The sequence below is a fragment of the Hafnia paralvei ATCC 29927 genome, assembly GCF_001655005.1.
Taxonomy (GTDB): domain Bacteria; phylum Pseudomonadota; class Gammaproteobacteria; order Enterobacterales; family Enterobacteriaceae; genus Hafnia; species Hafnia paralvei.
Genome location: NZ_LXET01000054.1, coordinates 110,572 through 137,559 on the forward strand (window position 1 = coordinate 110,572; position 26,988 = coordinate 137,559).

Consider the following 26,988-nt stretch of genomic DNA (forward strand, 5'->3'; position numbering starts at 1 on the left):
TCCCCGCATATGCAGGAAGCCGTAGTACTGAATAAGCTATTATTCAGCAGCTGGAGCAGCAGCCTGTTCTGGCGCGCTTGCTTCTTTAATACTCAAGCGGACGCGACCCTGACGGTCAACTTCCAGTACCTTAACAGGAACTTCCTGACCCATCTGCAGATAGTCGGTCACTTTCTCAACGCGCTTATCGGCGATCTGAGAAATATGCACCAGACCTTCTTTACCGCCACCGATAGCAACGAATGCACCGAAATCAACGATACGGGTTACTTTACCCTGATAGATACGGCCAACTTCGATTTCAGCAGTGATTTCTTCGATGCGACGAATAGCATGTTTCGCTTTTTCGTTGTCGGTTGCTGCGATTTTAACAGTACCGTCATCTTCGATTTCAATGGTAGTACCCGTTTCGTCAGTCAGTGCACGAATAACGGAACCGCCCTTGCCGATAACATCTTTGATCTTCTCAGGATTGATCTTGATGGTATGGATACGTGGAGCGAATTCAGAGATATCACCACGTGGCGCATTGATCGCCTGTTCCATCACACCCAGAATGTGCAAACGTGCACCCTTAGCCTGATTCAGGGCCACCTGCATAATTTCGCGGGTGATGCCTTCAATCTTAATATCCATCTGCAGAGCAGTGATACCTTCGCGGCTACCCGCAACTTTGAAGTCCATGTCGCCCAGGTGATCTTCGTCACCCAGAATGTCAGACAGTACGACGAAGTTTTCGTCTTCTTTAACCAGACCCATCGCGATACCGGCAACGGCAGCTTTGATCGGAACACCTGCGTCCATCAGTGCTAAAGAAGCACCACAAACGGAAGCCATTGAAGAAGAGCCGTTAGATTCGGTGATTTCAGAAACCACACGAACAGTGTACGGGAATTCGTCTTGCTTAGGCATTACAGCCAACACGCCGCGCTTCGCCAAACGACCGTGACCAATTTCACGACGCTTAGGTGAACCCATCATGCCGGTTTCCCCTACGGAATACGGAGGGAAGTTATAGTGTAGCAGGAAGCGGTCAGTCTGCTCGCCAGTTAAACCATCAATGTTCTGAGCATCACGTTCTGTACCCAGAGTTGCGGTCACCAGAGCCTGAGTTTCACCACGGGTGAACAGTGCAGAACCGTGGGTACGCGGCAGGACACCGGTACGCACATCAAGGCCACGGATCATGTCTTTTTCACGGCCATCAATACGTGGCTCGCCACGCAGCACACGGCTACGTACGACATTTTTCTCCAGTGAACCCAGAACGTCTGCGATTTCGCCCGCGTTCAGAGATTCGTCTTCAGCCTGCAGGGCAGCGATAACGTCAGCTTTAATCTGGTCAATCTGAGCGTAGCGAGCCTGTTTTTCAGTGATGTGATATGCATCACCGATACGAGCTTCAGCCAGTGCTGCAACACGAGCATGCAGGGCTTCGTTAACCGCAGGTGCAGTCCATTCCCAACGAGGTTTGCCCGCTTCTGCAGCCAGCGCCTTGATGTTTTCAATAACAACCTGCTGCTGTTCGTGACCGAATACAACGGCACCCAGCATCTGGTCTTCGCTCAGCAACTGAGCTTCGGATTCAACCATCAGCACTGCGCCTTCGGTACCTGCAACAACCAGATCCAGCTTGCTTTCTTGCAGCTCATCGGTCGTTGGGTTCAGCACATACTGGTCGTTGATGTAACCAACGCGAGCTGCGCCGATTGGGCCATTGAACGGAATACCGGACAGGCTCAGGGCAGCAGAAGCACCGATCATCGCAACGATGTCTGGGCTAACCTGCGGGTTTACGGAAACAACGGTAGCGACAACCTGAACTTCGTTCAGGAAGCCTTCTGGGAACAGTGGGCGAATTGGGCGGTCAATCAGACGCGCAATCAGAGTTTCGCCTTCACCAGGACGGCCTTCACGGCGGAAGAAGCCACCTGGGAAACGACCAGCAGCGTAGGTACGCTCCTGATAGTTAACGGTCAGAGGGAAGAAGCTCTGGCCTTCTTTAGCTTTTTTAGCGCCAACAACGGTAACGAATACCGCGGTGTCGTCCATGGTAACCATGACAGCAGCAGTGGCTTGGCGAGCCATCATGCCAGTTTCCAGAGTTACGGTATTCTGACCGTACTGGAATTTGCGAACGATAGGATTCAGCAAAGTATTTTCCTTATCTTTGTAAGTTCAGTAACGCCATACGCAGCGCTACTCCTCATTATTTGCCTTCGATCACTTCGTTGCATTCTCGCGACTAATGGAAATCACTGGCACTCCAGAGACTTGCATTAGCCGCGCGAACATCTGCAAAAAGGATCGTCAAACGGCAGACGTTATCAACAAGAGCCAATCGACTCTATTTTTAACGCTTCTTTCTTTAACCACAACGATTTTAGCAGCCGTAATTTGGTTAATGACAGTACATTAACCTTATTTGTGATTGCTTCCTAGAAGAAAGGGGCCAATCTAGGCCCCTTTACTTCTGAAAATCGTTTGGACTAGCGACGCAGACCCAGACGTTCAATCAGGCTGGTGTAGCGAGCTACATCTTTACGCTTCAGGTAATCCAGCAGCTTACGACGCTGGGAAACCATACGCAGCAGACCACGACGGCTGTGGTGATCTTTTTTGTGTTCAGCGAAGTGACCTTGCAGGTGGTTGATCTGTGCAGTTAACAGAGCAACCTGAACTTCGGTGGAACCGCTGTCGTTAGCGTCACGACCGAAGTCAGCAACGATTTGAGCTTTAGCTTCAACACTTAGAGACATTATAGAACTCCAAATTCATAAAACGATTAAAAAAGCAGGCGCCGATCTCTAATTCAGCTGCCTAATACATAAGCCGCGCTATTCTACTCTGAGCGCAAAAAGATCGCAACAAAGCACCTGATGACTCGTTACTCAGGAACGCGCTCTTCTACAACTAAGCGACGTGGTGCCAAGCGTCCTTGGTCATCCACTTCGCCAACGCCGATAAATCGACGTTTCTCGCCAACGTTGATGCGCACCATACCTTCAGCAGGCAAACCTTGCACCTGCACCGGCTGTCCTTGTAGAACATAAGCGGCAACAACATCGGTAAGATTTATTTCCGGCAGATGAGACGCCGCGGTATCCATCGGCAACAACAGCGGGTCAAGAACCGTCTTAGGTTCAATGCCGGCCTCTTCGGCTGCGGCAACCATTTGCTGTAGTTGCTCCAAAGTCACCATGCGCTCTGACGGATAGTTAGAAACCTGCACACGACGTAAATAGATAACGTGCGCACCACAGCCTAAAACCTCACCCAAATCGTCAATAATAGTTCGGATATAGGTGCCTTTAGAGCAATGAATCTCTAACTCTAACTCATCATTTTCCCAACGGATAAACTGCAACTCATAGACGGTAATATCACGAGCTTCACGAGGGACTTCAATGCCCTGACGTGCATACTCGTATAGGGGCTTACCCTGATATTTCAGTGCAGAATACATCGATGGTACTTGCTGGCTATCTCCTCGGAACTGCTCCAGCGCCGCATCCAGTTGTTCCTGTGAAAACTCAACAGGACGTTCCTGAACCACTTCGCCATCGGCATCAGAGGTGTTCGTTCTTTGCCCTAAACGAGCAATAACGCGATACCGTTTATCAGCATCCAGCAAGAATTGGGAAAACTTAGTCGATTCGCCCAAACAAATAGGCAGCATACCGGTCGCTAAAGGATCTAGCGCACCGGTATGTCCTGCCTTGTTGGCGTTATAGATGCGTTTTACTTTTTGCAAAACGTCATTTGAAGATAGACCTTGGTGCTTGTCTAATAACAGAACGCCGTTAATATCACGGCCGCGACGGCGAGGTCGTGACATTATTCCTCCTCAGTGTTACCTGAAGCGTTACCTGATGCAGCACGACGCTCTTCGTCATTTTTCACAACGCTGGTGACGAGGTTGGACATACGCATACCTTCAACCAACGAGTTGTCGTACGAGAAAGTCAGCTCAGGAACAACGCGCAGGCGCATTGCTTTGCCAATCAGCATACGGATGAAACCAGAAGCTTCATGCAGCGCTTTCAGTCCAACTCTAACCGCGTTCGGATCGCTGTCATTCAAAAATGTGACAAACACTTTGGCATAAGCCAGATCGCGAGAAACTTCAACGCCAGAAACCGTCACCATACCAATGCGCGGGTCTTTAACTTCGCGTTGCAAAATGATCGCAATCTCTTTCTGCATCTCTTGAGATACACGCTGAGTACGGCTGAATTCTTTTGCCATTATGGCGTCCTCCAAGACGAATCGGGGGGCATTAAGCCCCCCAAAGATATTATAAGCTAGGCGCTTACTTAATTACTCGATGGTACGCTTAACTTCGATGATTTCGAATACTTCGATCATATCGCCAGAGCGAACGTCGTTGTAGTTCTTAACACCGATACCACATTCCATGCCGTTACGAACTTCGTTAACGTCATCTTTGAAGCGGCGCAGAGATTCCAGCTCACCTTCATAGATAACCACGTTATCACGCAGTACACGGATTGGGTTATGACGTTTAACCACGCCTTCAGTAACCATACAACCGGCAATCGCACCGAATTTAGGCGATTTGAACACGTCACGAACTTCAGCCAGGCCGATGATTTCTTGACGATATTCAGGAGCCAGCATACCGCTCATTGCCTGCTTAACTTCGTCGATCAGATTATAGATGACGGAGTAGTAACGCAGATCCAAGCTTTCAGCTTCAATCACGCGGCGAGCAGAAGCATCGGCACGGACGTTAAAGCCAAGAATGATCGCGTTAGATGCAGCGGCCAAGGTCGCATCAGTTTCAGTGATGCCGCCCACGCCGGAGCCAACAATTTTCACTTTCACTTCATCGGTAGACAGGCCTAACAAGGCATCAGAAATCGCCTCGCAAGAACCCTGTACGTCAGATTTCAGTACGATGTTCAGTTCAGAAACTTCACCTTCGCTCATGTTAGCAAACATGTTTTCCAGTTTAGATTTCTGCTGACGAGCCAGTTTAACTTCACGGAATTTACCCTGACGATACAGAGCAACTTCGCGAGCTTTCTTCTCATCACGAACAACGGTAGCTTCATCACCGGCGGCCGGAACGCTAGACAGACCCAGAATTTCCACAGGAATAGAAGGACCTGCTGAGGTCACTTCACGGCCCATTTCGTCACGCATCGCACGTACGCGGCCATATTCGAAGCCACACAGAACGATATCGCCCTTGTTCAGAGTACCTTCTTGAACCAGAACGGTGGCAACCGGACCACGGCCTTTATCCAAGAAGGATTCGATAACTACGCCGCTCGCCATACCGCTGCGAACCGCTTTTAACTCCAGAACTTCTGCCTGCAACAGGATTGCGTCCAACAGATCATCAATACCCGTACCTGCTTTAGCAGACACAGGGATGAACTGAGACTCGCCGCCCCACTCTTCTGGCATAACGCCATACTGAGACAGTTCGTTTTTAACGCGATCCATGTCCGCTTCAGGCTTATCGATTTTGTTCACAGCAACAACAACCGGCACTTTTGCCGCTTTAGCATGCTGGATTGCTTCGATAGTCTGTGGCATCACGCCATCGTCAGCCGCAACAACCAGAACAACGATATCCGTTGCCTGAGCACCACGAGCACGCATTGAAGTAAATGCGGCGTGACCTGGGGTATCCAGGAAGGTGATCATGCCATTGTCAGTTTGTACGTGGTACGCACCGATATGCTGAGTAATACCACCGGCTTCGCCCGATGCCACTTTCGTGGAGCGGATGTAGTCCAGCAGAGAAGTTTTACCGTGGTCAACGTGACCCATGATGGTCACTACTGGAGCACGAGGCTCTGCAGCAGCACCGGTATCACGGTCACTCATTACGGCTTCTTCCAGCTCGTTCTCACGACGCAGGATAACTTTGTGGCCCATTTCCTCAGCAACCATCTGAGCAGTTTCCTGATCGATGACCTGATTAATGGTAGCCATAGCGCCCATCTTCATCATTGCTTTGATGACTTGGGAACCTTTAACAGCCATTTTGTTAGCCAGTTCAGCAACGGTAATGGTTTCGCCGATGATGACGTCACGGTTTACCGCTTGAGCAGGCTTGTTAAAGCCTTGCTGCAGAGTACTTGGCTTACGTTTGCCTTTACCACCACGGGTCTGGGCACGTGCTTCTTCGCGATCGGCTTTAGATTCAGACAGCTTATTGCCTTTCTTCTGCTTGGTCGCTTTAGTTGCGGTACGTGCACGAGCGCGGCCTGCTTCAACCTGACGGTCATTTTCATCTTCTGCTTCGCGAGCATGATGAGAAGTGGTCACGTGGTAGTCAGAAGCATCTTCTGTTGTTTCAGCTTCAGGCGCTTTGCCTTCGTTAGCTTCTGCCATTTTGCGAGCTTCTTCAGAAACACGCTTAGCGTCTTCTTCAAGCTTACGCAGAGCTTCTTCTTCGGCTTTGCGTTTCAGTGCAGCAGCTTCGGCTTCGCGGCGCGCTTTTTCAGCATGCGCAGCTTTGGTTTTTTCGTCGGTATTTTGATTCGTCACTTTTTCACTTTCCGCTGCGCCACGCTTAGCTTTATCAGCGGCCTCACGTTTGGCTTGCTCTTCCAGGTTACGTTTCGCCTGATCTTCAGCAATACGTTTCGCTTTTTCTTCTGCTTCACGTTTTGCTTTTTCTTCAGTCTCACGACGAGCCTGCTCTTCCGCTTCACGCTGTGCCTGTGCTTCTGCTTCAGCCTGTTCAGCTGCCGCATCGCCTTTTACATAAGTGCGCTTTTTGCGGACCTCGATTTGCACGGCTTTGCTTTTTCCGCCAGTGCTTGGAACATTCAATGTGCTGCGTGTTTTACGCTGCAGCGTCAGTTTACCTGATGCGCTGCCATGCTCACGATTTAAATGAGCTAATAATGTTTCTCTTTCCTGTGGGCTCACAGAATCATTTTCTGACTTCTTGATCCCTGCATCAGCTAATTGCTGTACCAGGCGATCAACGGAAGTCTGTATCTCTGCTGCCAGTGATTTTACGGTTACTTCTGTCATGCTGTTCCTTCCCGCTACAGTTCATTATTCACTATCGCCAAACCAGCAGATATTGCGCGCGGCCATAATCAGCTCGCCAGCCTTCTCACTATTCAGGCCTTCAATATCCGCCAGATCGTCGATGCCCTGCTCGGCAAGATCTTCCAGCGTACAAACCCCACGAGCGGCCATTTTAAAGGCGATACCACGGTCCAGACCTTCCAGAGCCAGCAGATCTTCAGCCGGTTTCTGATCGCCCAGGCTTTCTTCCTGAGCTAACGCCAGAGTGGTTAACGCATTTTTTGCGCGCTCGCGCAAAGCGTCTACCGTATCTTCATCCAGACCGTCAATGGCTAACAATTCCTGTTCAGGAACGTAGGCCAGTTCTTCCAGAGTAGAGAAGCCTTCTTCAACCAGTAAGGTTGCGAAGTCTTCATCAATATCGAGATATTTGGTGAATGTATCGATAGCTGCGTGAGCTTCAGCCTGATGTTTAGCCTGAAGATCATCAACGGTCATGACGTTCAATTCCCAGCCGCTCAATTGAGCCGCCAGACGAACGTTTTGACCATTACGCCCAATTGCCTGAGCCAGATTGCTTGCTTCAACCGCGATGTCCATAGTGTGTTTGTCTTCATCCACAACAATGGAAGCCACGTCGGCTGGCGCCATAGCATTGATAACGAACTGTGCTGGATTATCATCCCACAATACGATGTCGATACGTTCGCCACCCAGTTCGCTAGAAACGGCCTGAACACGCGCACCGCGCATACCCACACACGCCCCTACCGGGTCAATACGTTTATCGTTGGTTTTCACCGCAATTTTCGCACGTGAACCCGGATCGCGGGCTGCGGCTTTAATCTCGATGACTTCTTCGCCGATTTCCGGCACTTCAATGCGGAACAACTCAACCAGCATTTCTGGGCGTGAACGGCTCACAAACAGCTGAGCACCACGAGCCTCTGGACGCACGTCATACAGCACACCGCGGATGCGGTCGCCTGGACGGAAGTTTTCACGCGGAAGCATGTCTTCACGACCAATAACGGCTTCGGCATTGCTGCCCAGATCCAATGAGATGTTGTCGCGACTTACTTTCTTAACGACACCAGTGACGATCTCGCCTTGGTGCTGACGGAATGCATCAACCACCATAGCGCGCTCGGCTTCGCGTACTTTCTGTACGATAACCTGTTTTGCAGTCTGAGTGGTAATACGGTCAAAGGTGACAGACTCAATCTGATCTTCAACGTATTCACCTAGTTGCAGAGCAGGATCTTCAAACTGAGCGGCATCAAGAGTAATCTCGCGGGTTGGTTGAGTAACTTCATCAACGATAACCCAGCGACGGAAAGTATCGAAATCGCCAGTTTTGCGATCGATGCAAACACGAACGTCGATTTCTTGTTCGTATTTCTTCTTGGTGGCAGTCGCCAGTGCAGTTTCCAGTGCTTCAAAAATTTTTTCGCGAGGAAGCGATTTTTCGTTGGAAACTGCCTCAACAACAGCCAGAATTTCTTTGTTCATCCTAGTGGCCTCATCCAAACTTTAAAAGTGGGGTACCAGGTTCGCTTTCTGGATGTTGCTCAGCGCGAACACTTCGTCTTTTCCATCTACCGTAACCGTGATCATCTCGCCTTCGACAGCTTTAATAATACCCTGCCATTTGCGACGATTCTGCACCGCCATACGTAATACCAGTGAAACCTCTTCGCCCATAAAACGAACGTAGTGATCGGCGGTAAACATTGGACGATCAAGGCCAGGAGATGAAACTTCCAGGTTATATGCAACCGTAATTGGATCTTCGACGTCAAGAACGGCACTGACCTGGTGGCTGACATCAGCACAATCATCAACATTGATCCCTTCGTCACTATCAATATAGATACGTAGCGTTGAATGGTGACTGCGGATGAACTCAATACCTACCAATTCGAAGCCTAATGCCTCAACCGGCGCCGAAATCATCTCTGTCAATTTTTGCTCTAATGTGGACAAGCCCACCCCCAAGACATAAAAAAAGGGCTAAATAGCCCAGTGATTCTGTTGTCAGATAACAAAAAACCCCGAAAAATCGGGGCTTTATGCAACTGGACCCTATATACTGCCGAACGAATTCAGTGCCGCTTTCTGACAATATTTTTTTCAAAATACCCGTTTGAGTCGTTGGCTGAACGTAAACAGTATATTTGAAAAAAGATACTTTAGGAAAGTGGTTGCGGGGGCCGGATTTGAACCGACGACCTTCGGGTTATGAGCCCGACGAGCTACCAGGCTGCTCCACCCCGCGTCCGAATCGTGGCGAATACTACTCTAATAACGTTGAAAAAACAAGTTATCTAGGATTGGTACCGAGGACGGGACTTGAACCCGTAAGCCCTATTGGGCACTACCACCTCAAGGTAGCGTGTCTACCAATTCCACCACCTCGGCATTTCGAAAGTGATAAGCCGTATTCAAAACTTATCACCTTTTACAACAGTTCTTAAAATATCGATTTTAAAAACTTTACTGCTTAATTCTGTACTTCTTGGTTACTGCTGGCTTCAAGCGAGTGCGATTAGTGTGGGATATCGCTACTTGGGGCTGCCGGAGCTGCTGGTGCAGCAGGCTGCTCAGTTTTCACTGGCGTACCCAGATTTTCCCACTCACTGCCTTTCTTGCCTTGCTGACCGCTCAGGTTACCCAAAACCAGACTCAGTACAAAGAACAGTGTCGCTAAGACAGCTGTCGTACGGGTCATGAAGTTACCCGAGCCATTGGAACCGAACAAAGTTGCAGATGCGCCAGCGCCGAATGAAGCGCCCATATCAGCACCTTTACCTTGCTGCAGCATAACCATGGCAACTAAGCCAATAGACACCAGCAGGAAAATTACTAAAAGAGCTTCATACATAGTCGTACCTGTTTTCCTTGCGGGGTTTCCGCAGCCAAAAGCTTCAACCATTAAAGCAGACGAAAATAAGTCTACTGAAGCGGGTGTGAATACTACCCAATGCTGCCAAGCCGTGCAAGAGCAATTTATGATGCGTAGTTCGATTGAAGAAAAAACCAGCAAAACATTAAGTTTCACTGGTTTTTCATCGCATAACCCGATGCGATTTTATTGTACCGCGCTTATCCAGCCGCTTTTACTGCGTCGGCAATGCGATTTGCCATTTCTGTGACCTGCGCGTCATCTTCGCCTTCAACCATGACGCGAATCAACGGCTCGGTGCCTGATTTACGCAAGAGCACGCGACCACGACCGTTGAGCTGCGCTTCAACCTGCGCGGTCACCGCTTTAACGCTTTCCGCCTGTAGAGGATCGTGATTACCTGAGAAACGGACATTCACCAGCACCTGAGGCAGCAACTTCATACCGCTACACAAATCGTGCAATGTCATGTGATTGCGTACGATTGCGGCCAGTACCTGTAGGCCAGCAACGATGCCATCACCAGTCGTTGTTTTATCAAGAATAATCACATGACCTGAGTTTTCAGCACCTAAACGCCAGCCTTTAGCCGCCATCATTTCCAGCACGTAACGGTCGCCCACTTTTGCACGTGCAAAAGGGATTCCCAGCTGCTTAAGCGCCAGCTCCAAGCCCATATTGCTCATCAGCGTGCCTACAGCACCACCGCGCAGATTGCCCTGACGCAGGTTTTCTCGGGCGGTCAGATACAAAATCTGGTCACCGTCTACTTTGTTACCCAGATGGTCAACCATCATCACACGATCGCCATCACCATCAAAGGCCAAGCCCACATCCGCTTTTTCTGCCAGTACGCGAGCCTGAAGCTGGCGAACATCCGTGGCGCCACACTCTTTGTTGATATTCATCCCATCAGGCTCACAGCCGATGGCAATTACCGTTGCACCCAGTTCACGCAGCACGCTTGGCGCAATGTGATAGGTCGCGCCGTTAGCACAATCAACAACAATCTTCAGACCACTCAAACTCAGCTCTGTAGGGAAAGTACTCTTACAGAACTCGATATAGCGCCCCGCCGCATCAACGATGCGGTTAGCTTTACCTAACTCGGCAGATTCTACGCAGGTCAGCGGTTTCTCCATTTCTGCTTCAATCGCTTCTTCAACTTCGTCTGGCAGCTTAGTGCCATCAATGGAGAAAAATTTAATGCCATTATCATAATAAGGATTATGCGACGCTGAGATAACAATACCGGCTTCGGCGCGGAAGGTACGCGTCAAATAAGCCACCGCAGGCGTTGGCATTGGACCGGTAAAAGACGCAGATAAACCCGCAGCAGCGAGGCCAGCCTCTAGCGCTGACTCCAGCATATAGCCGGAAATGCGCGTATCTTTACCAATAATAATTTTACGCGAACCGTGTCGAGCCAAAACTTTACCCGCAGCCCAGCCGAGCTTTAACACAAAATCAGGAGTAATCGGGCAGTCACCCACTTTTCCGCGAATCCCGTCCGTACCAAAATATTTGCGCTCGCTCATAAATCTTTTATCCCTTAGCTGAAAGTGTAGCTTCGACGACACGCATCGCCTCAACCGTCTCTTTAACATCATGGACCCGAATAATATGGGCCCCTTGCATTGCGGCAATCACTGCACACGCCAGACTTCCCGCTACGCGCTGTGTCGGGCCGACTTTCAGAAGCTGACCAACCATTGATTTACGAGACATGCCGACGAGAAGCGGTAAACCAAAATGGTGGAAATGTGCAAGGTGAGCCAGAAGTTGGTAATTATGCTCTAGATTCTTGCCAAAACCAAAACCAGGATCAAGCAACAGGCGGCTTTTATCAATGCCGGCCGCCATGCATCGCTCAATCTGCGAGGCCAGATAGCTATCCACTTCAGCCACGACATCGGTATAAACGGGTTTATGCTGCATGGTCTTGGGATCGCCCTGCATATGCATCAGGCACACCGGCAGACCCGACTGAGCCGCCGCCTCTAGCGCGCCAGGCTCGCTGAGTGAGCGGATATCATTAATTAGCGTAGCCCCAGCATTTGCACTTGCGGTAATCACTTCAGCCTTGGACGTATCCACTGAGATCCAAACGTCAAAATAACGGGCAATCAGCTCAACAGTTGGCACTACGCGGTCGAGCTCTTCTTCAGTACTCACCTCCGCTGCCCCCGGCCGAGTAGACTCGCCGCCGACGTCAATAATCGTTGCACCAGCGCTAATCATGGCCTCAGCATGGCGCAGAGCGGCATCGCGACCATTGTGTTTACCCCCGTCGGAAAAAGAGTCCGGCGTTACGTTAAGAATTCCCATTACCTGCGGATAGGTCAAATCCAGAGTTAATCCTTGCGCCTTCAGCTGCATGCCGTCTCCATATGTTATTTTTTATTTTGATGCGGTATTTGAACGCAAAAAAAAACCCCGAGCAAGTCGGGGTTTGTCTAGCAGCACACTATGTACTCGGTACACGGCAATTATTTTTCGCCAGTGTTGCCAGTCGTAATGTTGTCGTCAGAAGAAGGCGTATTCAACTGCTCTTCTGCTGGCTTATTCACTGGCGCCTGAGGAGCACCACCGTTGTTGTCTGAACGGTTGTTTTGATCCTCTTCCCAACCAGCCGGCGGACGAACTTCACGGCGAGCCATCAAGTCATCAACCTGTGGAGCATCAATTGTTTCATATTTCATCAACGCATCTTTCATTGCATGCATGATATCCATATTTTCTTCCAGTAACTGACGGGTACGTGCGTAGTTACGTTCAATTAATGCTTTCACTTCCTGATCGATGATGCGGGCGGTTTCATCAGACATGTGTTTAGTCTTGGAGACTGAACGGCCCAAGAACACTTCGCCTTCTTCTTCCGCATACAGCAATGGACCCAGTTTCTCTGAGAAGCCCCATTGGGTCACCATGTTACGGGCAATGGTCGTTGCCTGTTTGATGTCCTGTGATGCACCAGTAGAAACATTTTCAACGCCGTAAATCAGCTCTTCAGCCAAGCGTCCACCGTAAGCAACGGAAATCATACTTTCCAGCTTCTGGCGGCTATAACTAATTGCGTCGCCCTGTGGCAGGAAGAAGGTCACACCCAACGCACGACCACGTGGGATAATAGTGACTTTGTGTACTGGATCATGCTCAGGAACCAGTCGACCGATAATCGCATGGCCTGCTTCATGATACGCAGTAGATTCTTTCTGCTCTTCGGTCATGACCATTGAACGACGCTCTGCGCCCATCATGATCTTATCTTTGGCCTTTTCAAACTCGACCATAGATACCACACGTTTATTGGTACGAGCTGCAAACAGAGCGGCTTCGTTGACCAAGTTCGCCAGATCCGCACCGGAGAAACCAGGTGTACCACGAGCAATAACGGAAGCATCAATGTCAGTTGCCAATGGCACACGACGCATATGAACCTTGAGAATCTGTTCACGGCCACGGACATCGGGTAACCCAACCACAACCTGACGGTCAAAACGGCCTGGGCGCAGTAACGCGGGATCCAGCACGTCAGGACGGTTAGTCGCGGCGATAACGATGATACCTTCGTTACCTTCGAAGCCATCCATTTCAACCAACATCTGGTTCAGCGTCTGCTCACGTTCATCATGACCACCGCCTAAACCTGCACCACGCTGACGGCCTACGGCGTCAATTTCATCAATGAAGATGATACATGGAGCGGCTTTCTTCGCCTGCTCAAACATGTCACGGACACGGGATGCACCCACACCGACGAACATTTCAACAAAGTCAGAACCTGAAATAGTAAAGAATGGCACTTTAGCTTCACCGGCAATAGCTTTAGCCAGCAAGGTCTTACCTGTACCTGGAGGCCCCACCATCAGGATGCCTTTCGGGATCTTACCGCCCAGTTTCTGGAAACGGCTTGGATCACGCAGATATTCAACTAATTCTGCAACTTCTTCTTTTGCTTCGTCACAACCAGCGACGTCGGCAAAAGTGGTTTTAATCTGATCTTCGGTCAGCATACGAGCCTTGCTCTTACCGAACGACATAGCACCTTTGCCACCGCCGCCCTGCATCTGACGCATAAAGAAGATCCAGACCCCAATCAGCAACAACATTGGGAACCAAGAGATAAAAATAGTCGCCAAGAAACTTGGTTCTTCTGGTGGTTCACCAACAACTTTCACATTCTTAGTTAACAAAGAATCCAGCAGTTTAGGATCGTTAACCGGAATATAGGTTGTGTATTTACCACTGTCTTTCTTGGTAACGTTAATTTCACGTCCATTGATACGGACCTCACGCACCTGATCCTGATTAACCTCAGTTAGGAACGTAGAGTAATCCACCCTACGGCTATTCGATTCGCTGGGCCCAAAGCTCTGGAACACGGACATCAGCACTACTGCGATGACCAGCCAGAGGATTAGGTTTTTCGCCATGTCACTCAAGGGATTAACCTCATATTACAACTGTGTTAACAATAAGCATCAGGGTACTATAGTTTCCGCCCTGTCGCTACGATGTATACTTCCCGCGAACGTGCTCGGGACGCATCAGGCTTACGAATCTTAACCTTCGTAAACAGGGAGCGAATCTGCGTAAGATACTCGTCAAAGCCCTCTCCCTGAAACACTTTCACTAAAAAACTGCCGCCAGGAGCTAAGACATCCTTCGCCATTTCCAGTGCTAATTCAACCAGATACATTGAACGCGGGATATCTACCGATGGCGTACCACTCATGTTGGGAGCCATATCTGACATCACAACCTGCACTTTGTCCTCGCCCACGCGATCGGTCAGCGCTTTGAGAACTAATTCATCACGAAAATCGCCCTGAAGGAAATCGACACCAACGATAGGATCCATAGGCAGAATATCGCAAGCAATCACCCGCCCGCTGTTTCCGATTTGCGTGACCACATACTGTGACCACCCTCCTGGCGCAGCGCCGAGATCAACGACGGTCATTCCCGGTTTAAATAGCTTGTCAGTGCTTTGTATTTCATCAAGTTTAAACCAAGCACGAGAACGAAGTCCCTTTTTCTGTGCCTGAATTACATATTTGTCACTAAAGTGTTCGTGCATCCAGCGGTTTGAGCTGGCGGAACGTTTTTTACCCATCTGATATTAACTCTCTAAACAACAGTTTCATCCACCTAGCTGCTTCGGAGTGTCCATGACAATGTAAGACCGATTTGGTGATACACTGGAGATGGCGGTAGAATGTACCGTTTTCAATCCCAACCTAAGCAAAAAAGACGATGAATCTGAATAACAAGCAAAAACAGCACCTAAAAAGCTTGGCCCATCCGCTTAAACCTGTTGTGCAATTAGGCAACAACGGTTTGACCGAAGGTGTTCTCGCTGAAATTGAACAGGCGCTAGCGCATCATGAACTCATCAAGGTGAAAATTGCCGCTGAAGAGCGCGATACCAAGACCTTGATTGCTGACGCCATCGTCCGAGAAACTGGTGCGTGTCAAGTACAGCTAATCGGTAACGTATTAGTCATTTACCGTCCAAGCCAAGAACGCAAGATCAGTTTACCGCGTTAATACCTTTTCGTATAAAGAAAAGATATAGCACAAATTGAGATGCTTTCTCACCCTAATAGAAAGGCCGCGATGCGGCCTTTTTCTTATCTTTACAAAAGTCATTGCTGGTTGTGCAAATTCTCAGCAATTTTCATAAAAATCAGATGTATTCGACTTTCAGAATTTCGAATTCAACTTCGCCGCCTGGCGTCTTAATTACGACGATATCGCCCTGCTCTTTACCAATCAGGCCACGCGCAATTGGCGAATTTACTGAGATGCGATTTTGTTTAAAATCTGCCTCATCATCACCAACGATAGAATAAGTTTGTTTATCTTCAGTATCGAGGTTTTCAACGCTTACGGTGCAACCAAAAATTACGCGGCCAGTATTTGGGATCTTGGTAACGTCAATCACGTTTGCATTAGAAAGTTTCGCTTCGATTTCCTGAATACGACCTTCACAAAAACCTTGCTGTTCACGAGCTGCGTGATATTCAGCATTCTCTTTCAGGTCACCGTGCTCACGGGCATCGGCAATGTCAGCAATAATTTGCGGACGGCGAGTACCCTTCAAGTACTCCAACTCTTCGCGCAGTTTTTCTGCGCCACGCAACGTCATCGGAATCTGATTCATAATATTAGTCACCTTGAAATCTATTCTGCTTAAGTCGCCCTCATCCTGACGTCATCTCATGATGACAGGAAGCGATCGGATCACAGGTTCGCAAAATGCGTCCCTCACCCTTGGCGTTGAATAAAAAAATACTAACTCGGGCTAAAAAACCCAAGTTAAGATCGGTTTTGCATTTTGACGGGTATTTTAACGTAGAGTTCAGTAAGTATCATCGTTTACTTTAACCCTAGATGCACCGTAGTATGACAGTCACGTTACTCTGCAGTTATCCTGGGATTATGCAATTTTCACGAATTATCAGTGGATTGGCTTGTGCCTTAGCTTTTAGTACTCAAGCTGCACCCGTCCAAGATTACACTCAATATTTACCAGATGGCGCCAACTTAGCCCTTTTGGTTCAAAAAATAGGCTCGCCAACGCCTGCCATTGACTTTCATGGGCAGCAAATGGCGCTGCCTGCCAGTACGCAAAAAGTCATCACTGCACTGGCTGCATTGCTTCAGCTCGGTCCCGATTACCGCTTTTCTACCACAATGGAAACACGTGGTTCAATCAGTGATGGCAAACTAAAGGGTGATTTGATTGTACGCTTCGGCGGCGATCCAACACTGCGACGCCAGCATATTCGTAACATGGTTACCGCACTGAAAAAACAGGGCATTAATGAAATTACGGGTGACATTCTCATCGACACATCCGTATTTGCTAGCCACGATAAAGCGCCGGGCTGGCCATGGAATGACATGACTCAGTGTTTCAGTGCCCCACCGGCCGCAGCAATTGTCGATCGTAACTGTTTCTCTATCTCACTGTATAGCGCGCCTAAAGCCGGTGATAACGCGTTTATTCGTGTCGCGTCCTACTATCCAGTACATATGTTTAGCGAAGTACGCACGCTGGCCAAAGGCTCGCCCGATGCTCAATATTGTGAGCTTGACGTGGTACCCGGCGAGCTAAATCGCTTTACCGTCACGGGTTGCCTAACTCAGCGTTCTGAGCCTCTTCCGCTCGCCTTTGCTATTCAAGACGGCGCGAGTTATGCAGGTGCTATTGTCAAAGACGAACTGCGTCAGGCCGAGATTCAAATCGACGGTAACCTACGCCGCCAGACCACACCCAATACCGCAGCAACAATTCTCGCTCAGACCCAGTCAGCACCGCTGAGCAGCCTGTTGCGCACAATGCTAAAAAAATCTGACAACATGATTGCCGATACAATATTCCGCACTATTGGCCACGAACGTTTAGGTGTTCCTGGCACATGGCGAGCTGGCGCTGATTCTGTTCGCCAAATTTTGCGCCAGAAAGCGGGTATTAATCTTGGCAATACCATTCTTGTTGATGGCTCAGGCTTATCCCGCCATAACCTGATTTCGCCCGCAACTATGATGCAGGTTTTACAGTACATTGCGCAAAACGATCAGCAGTTGAATATCATCTCAATGCTGCCATTAGCAGGCCACGATGGTACCTTGCAGTATCGTGGCGGTCTGCATGAAGCGGGCGTGGACGGTAAAGTCTCAGCGAAGACCGGCTCCCTGCAGGGGGTATATAATCTGGCTGGTTTTATCACTACGGCCAGCGGGCAGCGAATGGCGTTTGTTCAATATCTTTCTGGATATGCGGTTCCGCCACAGGATCAAAAAATCCGTCGTGCTCCATTGGTTCGTTTCGAAAGCAGGCTTTATAGAGACATATACCAAAATAATTAATCTCTCTAACTCAACAGGCCATACCGAACGTATAGAATAAAGTCTATGAAGATACTGATTGTTGAAGATGATGAGCTGATCCAGCAAGGGCTTGCAAAAGCCCTTGGCAACGAAAGCTACGCCTGTGATTGCGCATCTACGGCTGCACAGGCCAAAAGCTTGCAGCAGGTTGGGCAATATAGCCTGATCATTCTAGACTTAGGGTTACCCGATCTGGATGGCGCGTCACTGCTACGCCAATGGCGACGCAGCGGAGTTGATGTACCGGTGTTAGTGCTCACCGCTCGTGATGCTATAGAAGATCGCGTTGAGGGGCTTGATGCTGGCGCAGATGACTATCTGGTTAAACCTTTTGCATTAGTCGAACTGCAAGCGCGTGTCAGAGCACTCATCCGCCGTTTTCAAGGACATAGCGATAATCTGTTACAGGTTGAGAATATTATTCTCAACCTTTCAACCCAGCAGGTTTTGTTTGACGGAAGCCAAATTGAACTCACCCCCAAAGAATTTGCATTGCTTTCTCGTCTAATGATGCGTGCAGGTCAGACGGTAAACCGCGAGATATTGCAGCAAGATCTCTATTCTTGGCAGGATGATTTAAGTTCAAATACGCTCGAAGTGCATATTCATAACCTGCGCCGAAAGCTAGGCAAAGAACGGATTAAAACGGTACGTAGCGTAGGCTACCGTTTGGAAAGCCAGCTATGATCAGCATGCGGCGTAGTTTGCTAATCATGCTGGCGCTTATTTTGCTAATCACCCAGTTGGCAAGCGCACTTTGGCTCTGGCACGAAAGCCGCGAGCAAATCAGCTTTCTAGTGAACGAAACCCTGAGCGCGAGAGCGCGCGACGCACATGTCGAAAAAGAGATCCGCGAAGCGATTGCATCACTGCTGGTTCCTTCCCTCGTCATGATGTCTTTTACGCTTATTTTGTCCGCTATCGCCATCAGTTGGATTATCCGCCCGCTTAACAAGCTGCAACAGAGGCTGGATAAACGTTCTGCTGACAATCTCACGCCCATCACACTCGATAGCAATATGCTGGAAATTGCTGCCGTTACCGGCACGCTGAACCAGCTATTCAGTCGGCTTAGCCATACCATCCAACAAGAGCGATTATTTACTGCAGATGCGGCCCACGAGCTACGCACGCCATTGGCGGGAATTCGGCTGCATCTAGAATTATTGGAGCAAAGTGGTGTTGCCGAAGCTCGAGCGCTAGTGACGCGAATTGATCAACTGATGCATACGGTTGAACAATTGCTTATGCTGTCTCGAGCAGGGCAAAACTTCGCCAGCGGGCACTACCAAACCATTGATATTAGTAAAGATGTCATTCCACCACTAGAGGTGGAACTGGTCGAAATGCTGAAGTTACGGAACCAGAGGCTTGAAATAGATATACCGGCTAGGGCTGAGGTGCTCGGCGATGCGGTACTCATTCGTCTGATGTTACGTAATCTTGTTGAAAATGCTCACCGCTATAGCCCAGAAAATTCGACTATTCGCATCGTCGCATTATGTAATGAAAAAGGCGTTGAATTACGGGTGATCGATCAAGGCCCTGGTATTGATGAATCCAAAGCAGGCGAGCTGACTCAGGCGTTCCGCCGTATGGATCAGCGATATGGAGGCAGTGGCTTGGGGCTCAATATCATCATTAGAATTATTCAGCTACATCAGGGAAAACTTACGCTGAAAAACGTCGATAGCGCAGCCGGTTCAGGTCTTATCGCCAGTTGCTGGCTACCGCACAATGTTTTAGCCAAGTTTTAGCCGAACTTACACTTAGCTAAATGCATTAAAAAGGCTGCCATCGGCAGCCTTTTGCTATTCTTCAACGTATGTTTTTCAAACAATATCGTTAAGATAATGCAGGATTATTTCTGATAAATAATTTCGACACCTTCGTCGTCATCTTCATCCCAATCATCATCCCAGTCTTCGTCAGCTTCGGCTTCTGCCTGTTCCAACTGTTCACGATGATAGTCATCCCACATGAACTCAGCTTTCTTAGCTTTTTCTTTCTCTTCTTCCACTTCAGCATCGCGTGGCTGCGTATCTAGGAAGTGCATGACGTCCCAGCACAAAGCGTTCACACCTTCACGGTTAGCCGCAGAAATCAGATAATGTTTATCTTCCCAGCCCAGTGCATCTGCAATCGCCTGTGCGCGCTGTTTAGCTTCTTCAGGATCAAGGATGTCGATCTTATTGAACACTAACCAGCGTGGCTTCTGAGACAGTTTTTCGCTGTACTGTCCCAGTTCATTGATAATGACTTTAGCGTTCTCAATAGGATCGCTTTCGTCAATTGGCGCCAAGTCGATGAGATGAAGCAGTACACGGCAGCGTTCCAAATGCTTAAGGAAACGAATGCCAAGGCCTGCACCTTCTGATGCGCCTTCAATCAAGCCTGGGATGTCTGCAACCACAAAGCTCTTCTCATGATCCATACGCACAACGCCAAGGCTTGGAACCAGCGTGGTAAATGGATAATCAGCAACTTTCGGTTTTGCTGCAGATACAGCACGGATGAAGGTAGATTTACCCGCATTCGGCAGCCCCAGCATACCCACATCGGCCAGCAGCAGCAGTTCAAGCTTCAGATCGCGCTTGTCACCTTTGGTCCCCATCGTCTTTTGACGCGGAGCACGGTTTACTGATGACTTGAATCGGGTATTGCCCAGTCCATGCCAGCCGCCTTTACCCACCATCAGCTTTTGAGCATGGCGAGTCATATCGCCCAGCACTTCACCGGTGTCTAGATCGACAACACGTGTTCCCACTGGCACTTTAATCGTGATGTCATTACCGCGTTTACCAGTACAGTCACGGCTTTGGCCATTCTGACCGCGCTCGGCACGGAAAGATTTCTCAAAGCGGTAGTCAATCAAAGTATTTAAGTTTTCATCGGCAAGCAAATAAACATCACCGCCATCACCGCCATCGCCACCGTCTGGGCCGCCACGCGGAATATATTTTTCACGACGGAAGCTGACGCAGCCATTGCCGCCATCACCGGCTTCGATGTGAATCGCTGCTTCATCTACAAATTTCATTTACTGTCTCCGTAAATCATTTACCGGGCTGCTTAAGCTGAGCAACCTAGCTGTGTAAGCTGTAAGCTAGTTTTGTTCGGCCCGACGCGGCCACCAACGGTGACCCACCGCGGAAAACATCGCTCCGGCTACCACCACAAATGCTCCAATATAGCCCACCGTATTAAGCGATGGGGAAAGGAACAGATCTGGCCATACCAAAGCTAACAAGTCAGAGAACATCAGGGTAAACAGCGGGGTTAACGTCACCACCGCACTGACCTGAGCTGCCTGCCAGCGCGCCATAGCTTCAGCCAGCGCGCCATAACCAATTAACGTATTGGCCCCACAAAATATCAAGCAGGCTAACTGCCAGCCATCCAGCTGAAAAATCACCGTAGGCTTCGCCAACGGAAATAAACATATCGCACATAAAGTGTACAACAGCCAAAGGATCTGTTGTGATGCTAATCGCCGTAACAGCACTTTCTGAGCGACACCATAGCTTACCCAAACCGTTGCGGCTCCCACCCCTAAGATCACACCCAGAGTATATGCCGTCAGTTGAGTAAATATTTCTTTCAAGCTGACGTTAAAGAACAACAGCAGTCCAGTAATCAGCATACATGCGCCAATCACCTGAGTGATGCGCATTTTTTCTTTTAAAATCAAAACACTGGCAAACATCATCCCAACGGGAGATAGCTGCCCTATTACCTGAGACGCCGTAGGACTTAAATACTGCAACGAACTGCTGAACAGAACGAAGTTACCTAATAAGCCAAAGGTCGCAATAATGAGCAGGACCAACCAACGTCGATGCTTGAATACGCGCATCGGTGGTAATTGCTTACGAGAATAAAGAATGAAAAACAATCCAACTGATGCGATTAAAAAGCGATACCAGACAATGGTATAAGGCTCCATCACCTGTAGAACCTGCTTCATTGCAATAGGCAATGCGCCCCAGAAAATCGCCGTTGTGAGAGCAAGGCATATTCCCACCCTGACGTTCTGATTGCTTTCCATACTCAGCATCCTTGGCCTATTTGGCCCTAAACGTAAAAAAGCCCCGCAAGATTATTGCGGGGCCTTACATCTATTTAGACGCGAAAAACTTATTCAGCAACGATGCTGATGAACTTACGGTTTTTCGGGCCTTTAACTTCGAACTTGACTTTACCGTCAGCCAAAGCAAACAGAGTGTGGTCACGGCCGCAACCTACGTTGTTGCCAGCGTGGAATTTAGTACCACGTTGACGAACGATGATGCTACCTGCCAATACTGCTTCGCCGCCAAAGCGTTTTACGCCCAGACGTTTAGCTTCTGAATCGCGACCGTTACGAGTCGAGCCGCCAGCCTTTTTATGTGCCATTAATCTGCTCTCCTAGAATTAAGCGCTGATGCCGGTGATCTTAACATCAGTGAACCACTGACGATGACCCTGCTGCTTACGATGATGCTTACGACGACGGAACTTAACGATAGTTACTTTCTCGCCACGACCGTGAGCAACGATTTCAGCCTTAACTTTGCCACCAGAAACAAATGGAACGCCAATCTTGATGTCTTCGCCATTAGCGACCATCAGGATCTGGTCAAACTCAACAGTTTCACCAGTTGCGATGTCCAGCTTTTCCAGGCGAATAGTCTGACCTTCGCTTACTCGGTGTTGTTTACCACCACTTTGGAAAACCGCGTACATATAAACTCCGCATTTCCGCACGCATGGTTCGTTGCCCAATACGCGCTATAAATATTCACAATAGGGCGCGAATTCTACGCAAAAATCATTCAGAAGACAAGGGTAGAATCGGGAGAAAAGAAGAAAAAAAACACAGTTCTCTTCGCGCCGTTTATCTAATACGTTTTTCAAGTACAATCATACTATAGTTGGTGGCTTGTGACAGCCTGCATGCGGGCTTTCGCCCGGCGGAAAATGGAAACACAGTTGAATTAATACAATGAACCTAGAACAAATTACTGAGTTAACCGCGCAGGATATGGCGGATGTGAACGCAACGATTCTTCAGCAACTGAACTCTGAAGTGAGCTTAATCAATCAGTTGGGCTACTACATTATCAGCGGTGGAGGTAAACGGATTCGCCCGATGATCGCCGTGTTGTCGGCTAGAGCATTAAATTATACGGGTGATAAACACATCACCGTAGCAGCGTTGATTGAATTTATTCATACAGCAACCTTGCTGCACGATGACGTGGTTGATGAATCCGATATGCGCCGGGGCAAAGCCACCGCTAACGCGGCTTTTGGTAACGCTGCGAGCGTATTAGTCGGTGATTTTATCTATACACGATCATTCCAGATGATGACCAGCCTGCAGTCATTGCGAGTGCTGGAACTGATGTCTGAGGCCACCAACGTTATCGCTGAAGGTGAAGTTTTGCAGTTGATGAACGTCAATGATCCAAACATCACTGAAGAAAACTACATGCGAGTCATTTACAGCAAAACGGCCCGTTTGTTTGAAGCAGCAGCTCAATCATCAGCGATCTTGGCGGGTGCCACACATGAGCAGGAAATCGCTCTGCAAGACTATGGGCGTTATCTCGGCACTGCTTTCCAACTGATCGATGATCTGTTGGATTATGATGCTGATGGAAAAACACTGGGTAAAAATACGGGTGATGACCTGAACGAGGGTAAACCAACATTACCCCTGCTTCACGCTATGCAGAACGGCTCTCCAGAACGCTCAGCCATGATTCGTAAAGCTATTGAAGAAGGCAATGGGCGTCATTTGCTTGAACCCGTTCTCGAAACCATGCATGAAGTCGGCTCGCTGACTTATACCCGTCAGCGAGCCGAAGAAGAAGCTGATAAAGCAATTTCAGCATTAGATGTCTTGCCGGAGTCGCCTTATAAAGAAGCGCTTATTGGGCTGGCTAATATGGCGGTCGATCGAAAATTCTAATTCTTATTTTTAGAAATAAATGAAGAGCCGAAAGGCTCTTTTTCTTTTAAAGAACATATAAAACAATAAATAAGCCATAAATAATGGCTTTCTTATTATTGAAGTAATTGGAAATTAATTGAAATTTAAAGAGTGTTTTTAGATAGTAGCGATGTATACAAGCCTTATTTTTCTTACCCTGTAAATGTGTCATCGCAAAGGAATGGATTATGACAGAGAGTCAATGCCATGAAGATTGGCATCACGCAGATATTATTGCTGCATTGCACAAACGGAAAATTACGCTCAGTGGACTATCAAGAGCCTCAGGGCTTTCTAGCACCACGCTCTCTAATGCATTAACGCGTCCTTGGCCTAAAGGCGAATTTATTATTGCTCAAGCGCTAGGTATTCATCCCTCTGAGATATGGCCAAGCCGCTATTATGATGTCGCCACTCATCAGCCTATTGATAGACAGCTACTCATGCGTGCACGAAGATCGAATAAAAACAAAACCGCTGACGATTAAGGTCAGCGGTTAGATTTAAGCTAAATTAACGGGTGTTTATAACCACCCGTTTTCTGTTAACAATCACTTGTTAACGAAGTTTTCGCCTAGCTCGATATCTTTATGCAGAACTTCCAGCATACCTTCCAGTGCTTTTTGTTCAAAAGCACTTAAAGATCCGATGGATTTACGTTCAACGATCCCTTCTTTACCCAACAACAGAGGCTGTGCAAAGAAGCGAGCATATTTGCCATCACCTTCAACATAAGCACATTCAACAACGTTGCTTTCACCCTGCATAGCGCGAACCAGAGAAAGACCAAAACGTGCGGCAGCCTGACCCATAGACAACGTAGCAGACCCGCCACCGGCTTTAGCTTCAACAACTTCAGTGCCTGCATTCTGGATACGCTTAGTCAGATCGGCAACTTCCTGTTCGGAGAAGGTCACACCTGGGATCTGAGACAACAGAGGCAGGATTGTCACACCAGAGTGGCCGCCAATTACAGGCACTTCGACTTCTGCTGGGTTCTTACCTTTCAGCTCGGCAACAAAGGTATTGGAGCGGATAACGTCCAATGTAGAAATACCGAACAGCTTATCTTTATTGTACACACCCGCTTTTTTCAGCACTTCTGCAGCGATTGCTACTGTCGTGTTAACTGGGTTAGTGATAATACCGATACAGGCTTTCGGACAAGTACTCGCAACCTGTTCAATCAGATTGCGTACGATACCTGCGTTTACGTTAAACAGGTCAGAACGATCCATACCCGGCTTACGTGCAACACCCGCAGAAATCAACACGATATCTGCGCCTTCTAATGCTGGACGCGCATCTTCACCGCTGAAACCTTTGATTTTAACTGCTGTAGGGATGTGGCTGAGATCGACAGCAACGCCCGGAGTCACCGGCGCAATGTCATAAAGAGAGAGTTCTGAACCTGAAGGAAGCTGAGTTTTAAGAAGAAGGGCGAGAGCCTGACCAATACCGCCGGCTGCGCCGAGAACTGCAACTTTCATTCTATACTCCTTGATTTATCTTTAATTTAAGAGTGCCGTGAATGCATTACCGCGCACCTTAGTCCATCATGTCTTAAAAAACAATCTGTTAACACAAAGATTGGGATATGACGCACTAATTCCATGTCCTACTGCAAGGTTTATAATAAAAAATGGCTTATGCATGAAAGGCATAGGGTTACAAAGTAGGAATTCGTTGCGCACTTATCACAGCTGATTACCCGGCCGTTACATTACACCCTTCCTTTACATCACAACAACATCATTTTAATAACAAACCATTTACCAATGATGAAGACTTAGTCACAGATTCGACTAACATATTCATTTTATGAGCAAGGTGATAAAATCACGCCCTTGCCGGTTTGATTTCTTAATGGCCGACTTAATATTTTTTGCACTTAAATTGCATAAAAATTCATTATTGCGCATAATAATGTTCTCTATTTCTATTTCTACGGTGAAGAATGCGAACTCCAACAAAACAAGAAGACTTGATCAAGGCATTCAAGGCGCTACTCAAGGAAGAGAAATTTAGCTCTCAGGGTGAGATCGTGCAGGCACTGCAAGATGAAGGCTTTGAGAATATCAACCAATCCAAAGTATCTCGTATGCTGACCAAATTTGGTGCAGTGCGCACGCGAAATGCAAAGATGGAGATGGTGTATTGTCTGCCTGCTGAACTTGGCGTCCCAACAACCAGCAGCCCTCTGAAAAATCTCGTGCTCGACGTCGATTACAACGATTCAGTGGTTGTCATCCATACCAGCCCAGGCGCAGCACAGTTGATTGCACGTTTATTAGACTCATTAGGCAAATCAGAAGGCATTCTGGGAACCATTGCAGGCGATGACACAATTTTCACCACGCCAGCCAAAGGTTTTTCAGTAGAACAGCTGCACGACGCTATCTTGTCACTATTCGATCAAGAGCTTTAAGCCCACTCTCTGGCCTGATTATTTGTCGGGCCTATTCATTTCCTACCTGATTTCCCTCTCCCCCCTCTGGCTCAGCTGATCTCTCCTTTCTGCTAGTTTAGCGTATGTGTACGGCACAATACTCTGCACCTAATGATAATGATGGTCTTTTCAGTCAACATACGTACTGCGACAGGGGGTAAACTCCATGTTCCGCACGTTTTGCAACATGATGTCATTTTATTGATCTTATTAGTATTTAAGCCAAAAAGAACAAAATTCACTCTGTTTTTATTCCAATTGAATATATTTACTACGTGAATACCAAACAAATAAACCTAAAAAACAATTAGCTAGCTATTAATTTTTCTAGTTACTAGGTGTACACTTCTTTTCGTGACATGAATCACAGTTCAATAACTAAATAAGATAATCTCTGAGGCATACATCATGAAAATTAAAACTTCTATCGCAGCTCTGGCTATTCTCTCATCTCTTTCTTTCGGTGCATTCGCCGCTCAGCTAGTCGATAACGCTCAAGCCTCTAACATGCAGCCTATCGGCACTATCAGTGTTAGCGGTGTCAGCGCTGCACCTAGCGATATCAGAGCAGCATTATCAGCCAAAGCGGATGCACAAGGCGCAACTGCCTATCGTGTCGTTGAAGCGCGTAATGAAGGTTCATTCCACGCAACCGCTGAAATCTATAAATAAGATTCCGCTTCACCTGCAAGACGAAGCATAAAGCTTCGCCAGTCAAAATCGTTAACAACC

The 26,988-nt window shown here is 48.2% G+C and carries 26 protein-coding genes and 2 tRNA genes; 8 read left to right on the plus strand and 20 right to left on the minus strand.

What is annotated here, in order from left to right:
* Positions 1-39: 39 nt before the first annotated feature.
* From pnp to rlmE, 14 genes are all read right to left on the minus strand, one after another.
* Complete coding sequence (gene pnp / locus M988_RS17690; protein WP_008814882.1) at positions 40-2,154, minus strand: polyribonucleotide nucleotidyltransferase; 2,115 nt, start codon at positions 2,152-2,154, stop codon at positions 40-42.
* Positions 2,155-2,489: 335 nt separating this feature from the next.
* The gene (rpsO, locus tag M988_RS17695) at positions 2,490-2,759 is read right to left on the minus strand and encodes a 30S ribosomal protein S15 (protein WP_004093717.1); all 270 of its coding nucleotides are present in this window, start codon (positions 2,757-2,759) and stop codon (positions 2,490-2,492) included.
* Between the two features lie 128 nt (positions 2,760-2,887).
* The gene (gene truB, locus M988_RS17700; protein WP_039187876.1) at positions 2,888-3,838 is read right to left on the minus strand and encodes a tRNA pseudouridine(55) synthase TruB; all 951 of its coding nucleotides are present in this window, start codon (positions 3,836-3,838) and stop codon (positions 2,888-2,890) included.
* A complete protein-coding gene (gene rbfA / locus M988_RS17705; RefSeq protein ID WP_004093715.1) occupies positions 3,838-4,248 on the minus strand; it encodes a 30S ribosome-binding factor RbfA in 411 nt (136 codons plus the stop codon). The genes truB and rbfA overlap by 1 nt, the downstream gene beginning before the upstream one ends.
* A 72-nt stretch (positions 4,249-4,320) precedes the next feature.
* Positions 4,321-7,023, minus strand: a complete 2,703-nt coding sequence (gene infB / locus M988_RS17710; RefSeq protein WP_004093714.1) for a translation initiation factor IF-2 — start codon at positions 7,021-7,023, stop codon at positions 4,321-4,323.
* A gap of 24 nt (positions 7,024-7,047) precedes the next feature.
* Positions 7,048-8,535, minus strand: a complete 1,488-nt coding sequence (nusA, locus tag M988_RS17715) for a transcription termination factor NusA (protein WP_004093713.1) — start codon at positions 8,533-8,535, stop codon at positions 7,048-7,050.
* A gap of 21 nt (positions 8,536-8,556) precedes the next feature.
* The gene (gene rimP / locus M988_RS17720; protein WP_071603080.1) at positions 8,557-9,009 is read right to left on the minus strand and encodes a ribosome maturation factor RimP; all 453 of its coding nucleotides are present in this window, start codon (positions 9,007-9,009) and stop codon (positions 8,557-8,559) included.
* A 215-nt stretch (positions 9,010-9,224) separates the two neighbouring features.
* Positions 9,225-9,301, minus strand: a tRNA-Met gene (locus tag M988_RS17725).
* 56 nt (positions 9,302-9,357) lie between these two features.
* A tRNA-Leu gene (locus M988_RS17730) sits at positions 9,358-9,444 on the minus strand.
* A 127-nt stretch (positions 9,445-9,571) separates the two neighbouring features.
* Positions 9,572-9,907: a preprotein translocase subunit SecG gene (secG, locus tag M988_RS17735; RefSeq protein WP_008814879.1), complete on the minus strand. Its 336-nt coding sequence runs from the start codon at positions 9,905-9,907 to the stop codon at positions 9,572-9,574.
* Between the two features lie 221 nt (positions 9,908-10,128).
* Entirely contained in the window at positions 10,129-11,466 is a 1,338-nt protein-coding gene (gene glmM, locus M988_RS17740; protein WP_004093709.1) for a phosphoglucosamine mutase, read from the minus strand.
* Positions 11,467-11,473: 7 nt separating this feature from the next.
* Entirely contained in the window at positions 11,474-12,307 is an 834-nt protein-coding gene (gene folP / locus M988_RS17745) for a dihydropteroate synthase (RefSeq protein WP_008814877.1), read from the minus strand.
* A gap of 110 nt (positions 12,308-12,417) precedes the next feature.
* Positions 12,418-14,364, minus strand: coding sequence for an ATP-dependent zinc metalloprotease FtsH (ftsH, locus tag M988_RS17750; protein WP_008814876.1), 1,947 nt, complete (start codon positions 14,362-14,364; stop codon positions 12,418-12,420).
* A gap of 56 nt (positions 14,365-14,420) precedes the next feature.
* Positions 14,421-15,047, minus strand: coding sequence for a 23S rRNA (uridine(2552)-2'-O)-methyltransferase RlmE (gene rlmE, locus M988_RS17755; RefSeq protein ID WP_008814875.1), 627 nt, complete (start codon positions 15,045-15,047; stop codon positions 14,421-14,423).
* A gap of 140 nt (positions 15,048-15,187) precedes the next feature.
* Between rlmE and yhbY the strand changes: the two genes are divergently transcribed.
* Complete coding sequence (gene yhbY, locus M988_RS17760) at positions 15,188-15,481, plus strand: ribosome assembly RNA-binding protein YhbY (RefSeq protein WP_004093705.1); 294 nt, start codon at positions 15,188-15,190, stop codon at positions 15,479-15,481.
* A gap of 139 nt (positions 15,482-15,620) precedes the next feature.
* Here yhbY and greA read toward each other — a convergent pair whose 3' ends face one another.
* Positions 15,621-16,097 carry a transcription elongation factor GreA gene (gene greA / locus M988_RS17765; RefSeq protein WP_004093704.1) on the minus strand — a complete coding sequence of 159 codons (477 nt, stop codon included), beginning with the start codon at positions 16,095-16,097 and terminating at the stop codon, positions 15,621-15,623.
* Positions 16,098-16,375: 278 nt separating this feature from the next.
* Here greA and dacB point away from each other — a divergent pair, with 278 nt between their 5' ends.
* Genes dacB through pmrB form a run of 3 tightly spaced genes read left to right on the plus strand, consistent with a single transcriptional unit; the run spans position 16,376 to position 19,587 of the window.
* Positions 16,376-17,809 carry a serine-type D-Ala-D-Ala carboxypeptidase gene (dacB, locus tag M988_RS17770; RefSeq protein ID WP_064575319.1) on the plus strand — a complete coding sequence of 478 codons (1,434 nt, stop codon included), beginning with the start codon at positions 16,376-16,378 and terminating at the stop codon, positions 17,807-17,809.
* A gap of 45 nt (positions 17,810-17,854) precedes the next feature.
* Positions 17,855-18,517, plus strand: coding sequence for a two-component system response regulator PmrA (gene pmrA, locus M988_RS17775; RefSeq protein WP_008814873.1), 663 nt, complete (start codon positions 17,855-17,857; stop codon positions 18,515-18,517).
* Entirely contained in the window at positions 18,514-19,587 is a 1,074-nt protein-coding gene (pmrB, locus tag M988_RS17780; protein ID WP_039187871.1) for a two-component system sensor histidine kinase PmrB, read from the plus strand. Before pmrA ends, pmrB begins: the two co-directional genes overlap by 4 nt.
* A 104-nt stretch (positions 19,588-19,691) precedes the next feature.
* Here pmrB and cgtA read toward each other — a convergent pair whose 3' ends face one another.
* The 4 genes from cgtA to rplU form a co-directional block, all read right to left on the minus strand.
* Positions 19,692-20,870: an Obg family GTPase CgtA gene (cgtA, locus tag M988_RS17785; protein WP_004093695.1), complete on the minus strand. Its 1,179-nt coding sequence runs from the start codon at positions 20,868-20,870 to the stop codon at positions 19,692-19,694.
* Positions 20,871-20,936: 66 nt separating this feature from the next.
* Entirely contained in the window at positions 20,937-21,878 is a 942-nt protein-coding gene (locus tag M988_RS17790) for a DMT family transporter (RefSeq protein WP_156518189.1), read from the minus strand.
* Positions 21,879-21,967: 89 nt separating this feature from the next.
* Positions 21,968-22,225, minus strand: a complete 258-nt coding sequence (rpmA, locus tag M988_RS17795) for a 50S ribosomal protein L27 (RefSeq protein WP_004093693.1) — start codon at positions 22,223-22,225, stop codon at positions 21,968-21,970.
* Between the two features lie 18 nt (positions 22,226-22,243).
* Complete coding sequence (gene rplU / locus M988_RS17800) at positions 22,244-22,555, minus strand: 50S ribosomal protein L21 (protein ID WP_004093692.1); 312 nt, start codon at positions 22,553-22,555, stop codon at positions 22,244-22,246.
* A 259-nt stretch (positions 22,556-22,814) separates the two neighbouring features.
* Here rplU and ispB point away from each other — a divergent pair, with 259 nt between their 5' ends.
* The gene (ispB, locus tag M988_RS17805) at positions 22,815-23,786 is read left to right on the plus strand and encodes an octaprenyl diphosphate synthase (RefSeq protein WP_008814870.1); all 972 of its coding nucleotides are present in this window, start codon (positions 22,815-22,817) and stop codon (positions 23,784-23,786) included.
* Between the two features lie 209 nt (positions 23,787-23,995).
* A complete protein-coding gene (locus M988_RS17810; RefSeq protein WP_008814869.1) occupies positions 23,996-24,295 on the plus strand; it encodes a helix-turn-helix domain-containing protein in 300 nt (99 codons plus the stop codon).
* 63 nt (positions 24,296-24,358) lie between these two features.
* On the opposite strand, the gene mdh is transcribed toward M988_RS17810, so the two are convergent.
* The gene (gene mdh, locus M988_RS17815; protein WP_008814868.1) at positions 24,359-25,297 is read right to left on the minus strand and encodes a malate dehydrogenase; all 939 of its coding nucleotides are present in this window, start codon (positions 25,295-25,297) and stop codon (positions 24,359-24,361) included.
* 467 nt (positions 25,298-25,764) lie between these two features.
* Between mdh and argR the strand changes: the two genes are divergently transcribed.
* Together argR and yhcN are read left to right on the plus strand one after the other, a co-directional pair.
* Positions 25,765-26,235, plus strand: a complete 471-nt coding sequence (gene argR / locus M988_RS17820) for a transcriptional regulator ArgR (protein WP_008814867.1) — start codon at positions 25,765-25,767, stop codon at positions 26,233-26,235.
* Between the two features lie 429 nt (positions 26,236-26,664).
* Positions 26,665-26,928, plus strand: a complete 264-nt coding sequence (yhcN, locus tag M988_RS17825) for a peroxide/acid stress response protein YhcN (protein WP_004093683.1) — start codon at positions 26,665-26,667, stop codon at positions 26,926-26,928.
* Positions 26,929-26,988: the final 60 nt, after the last annotated feature.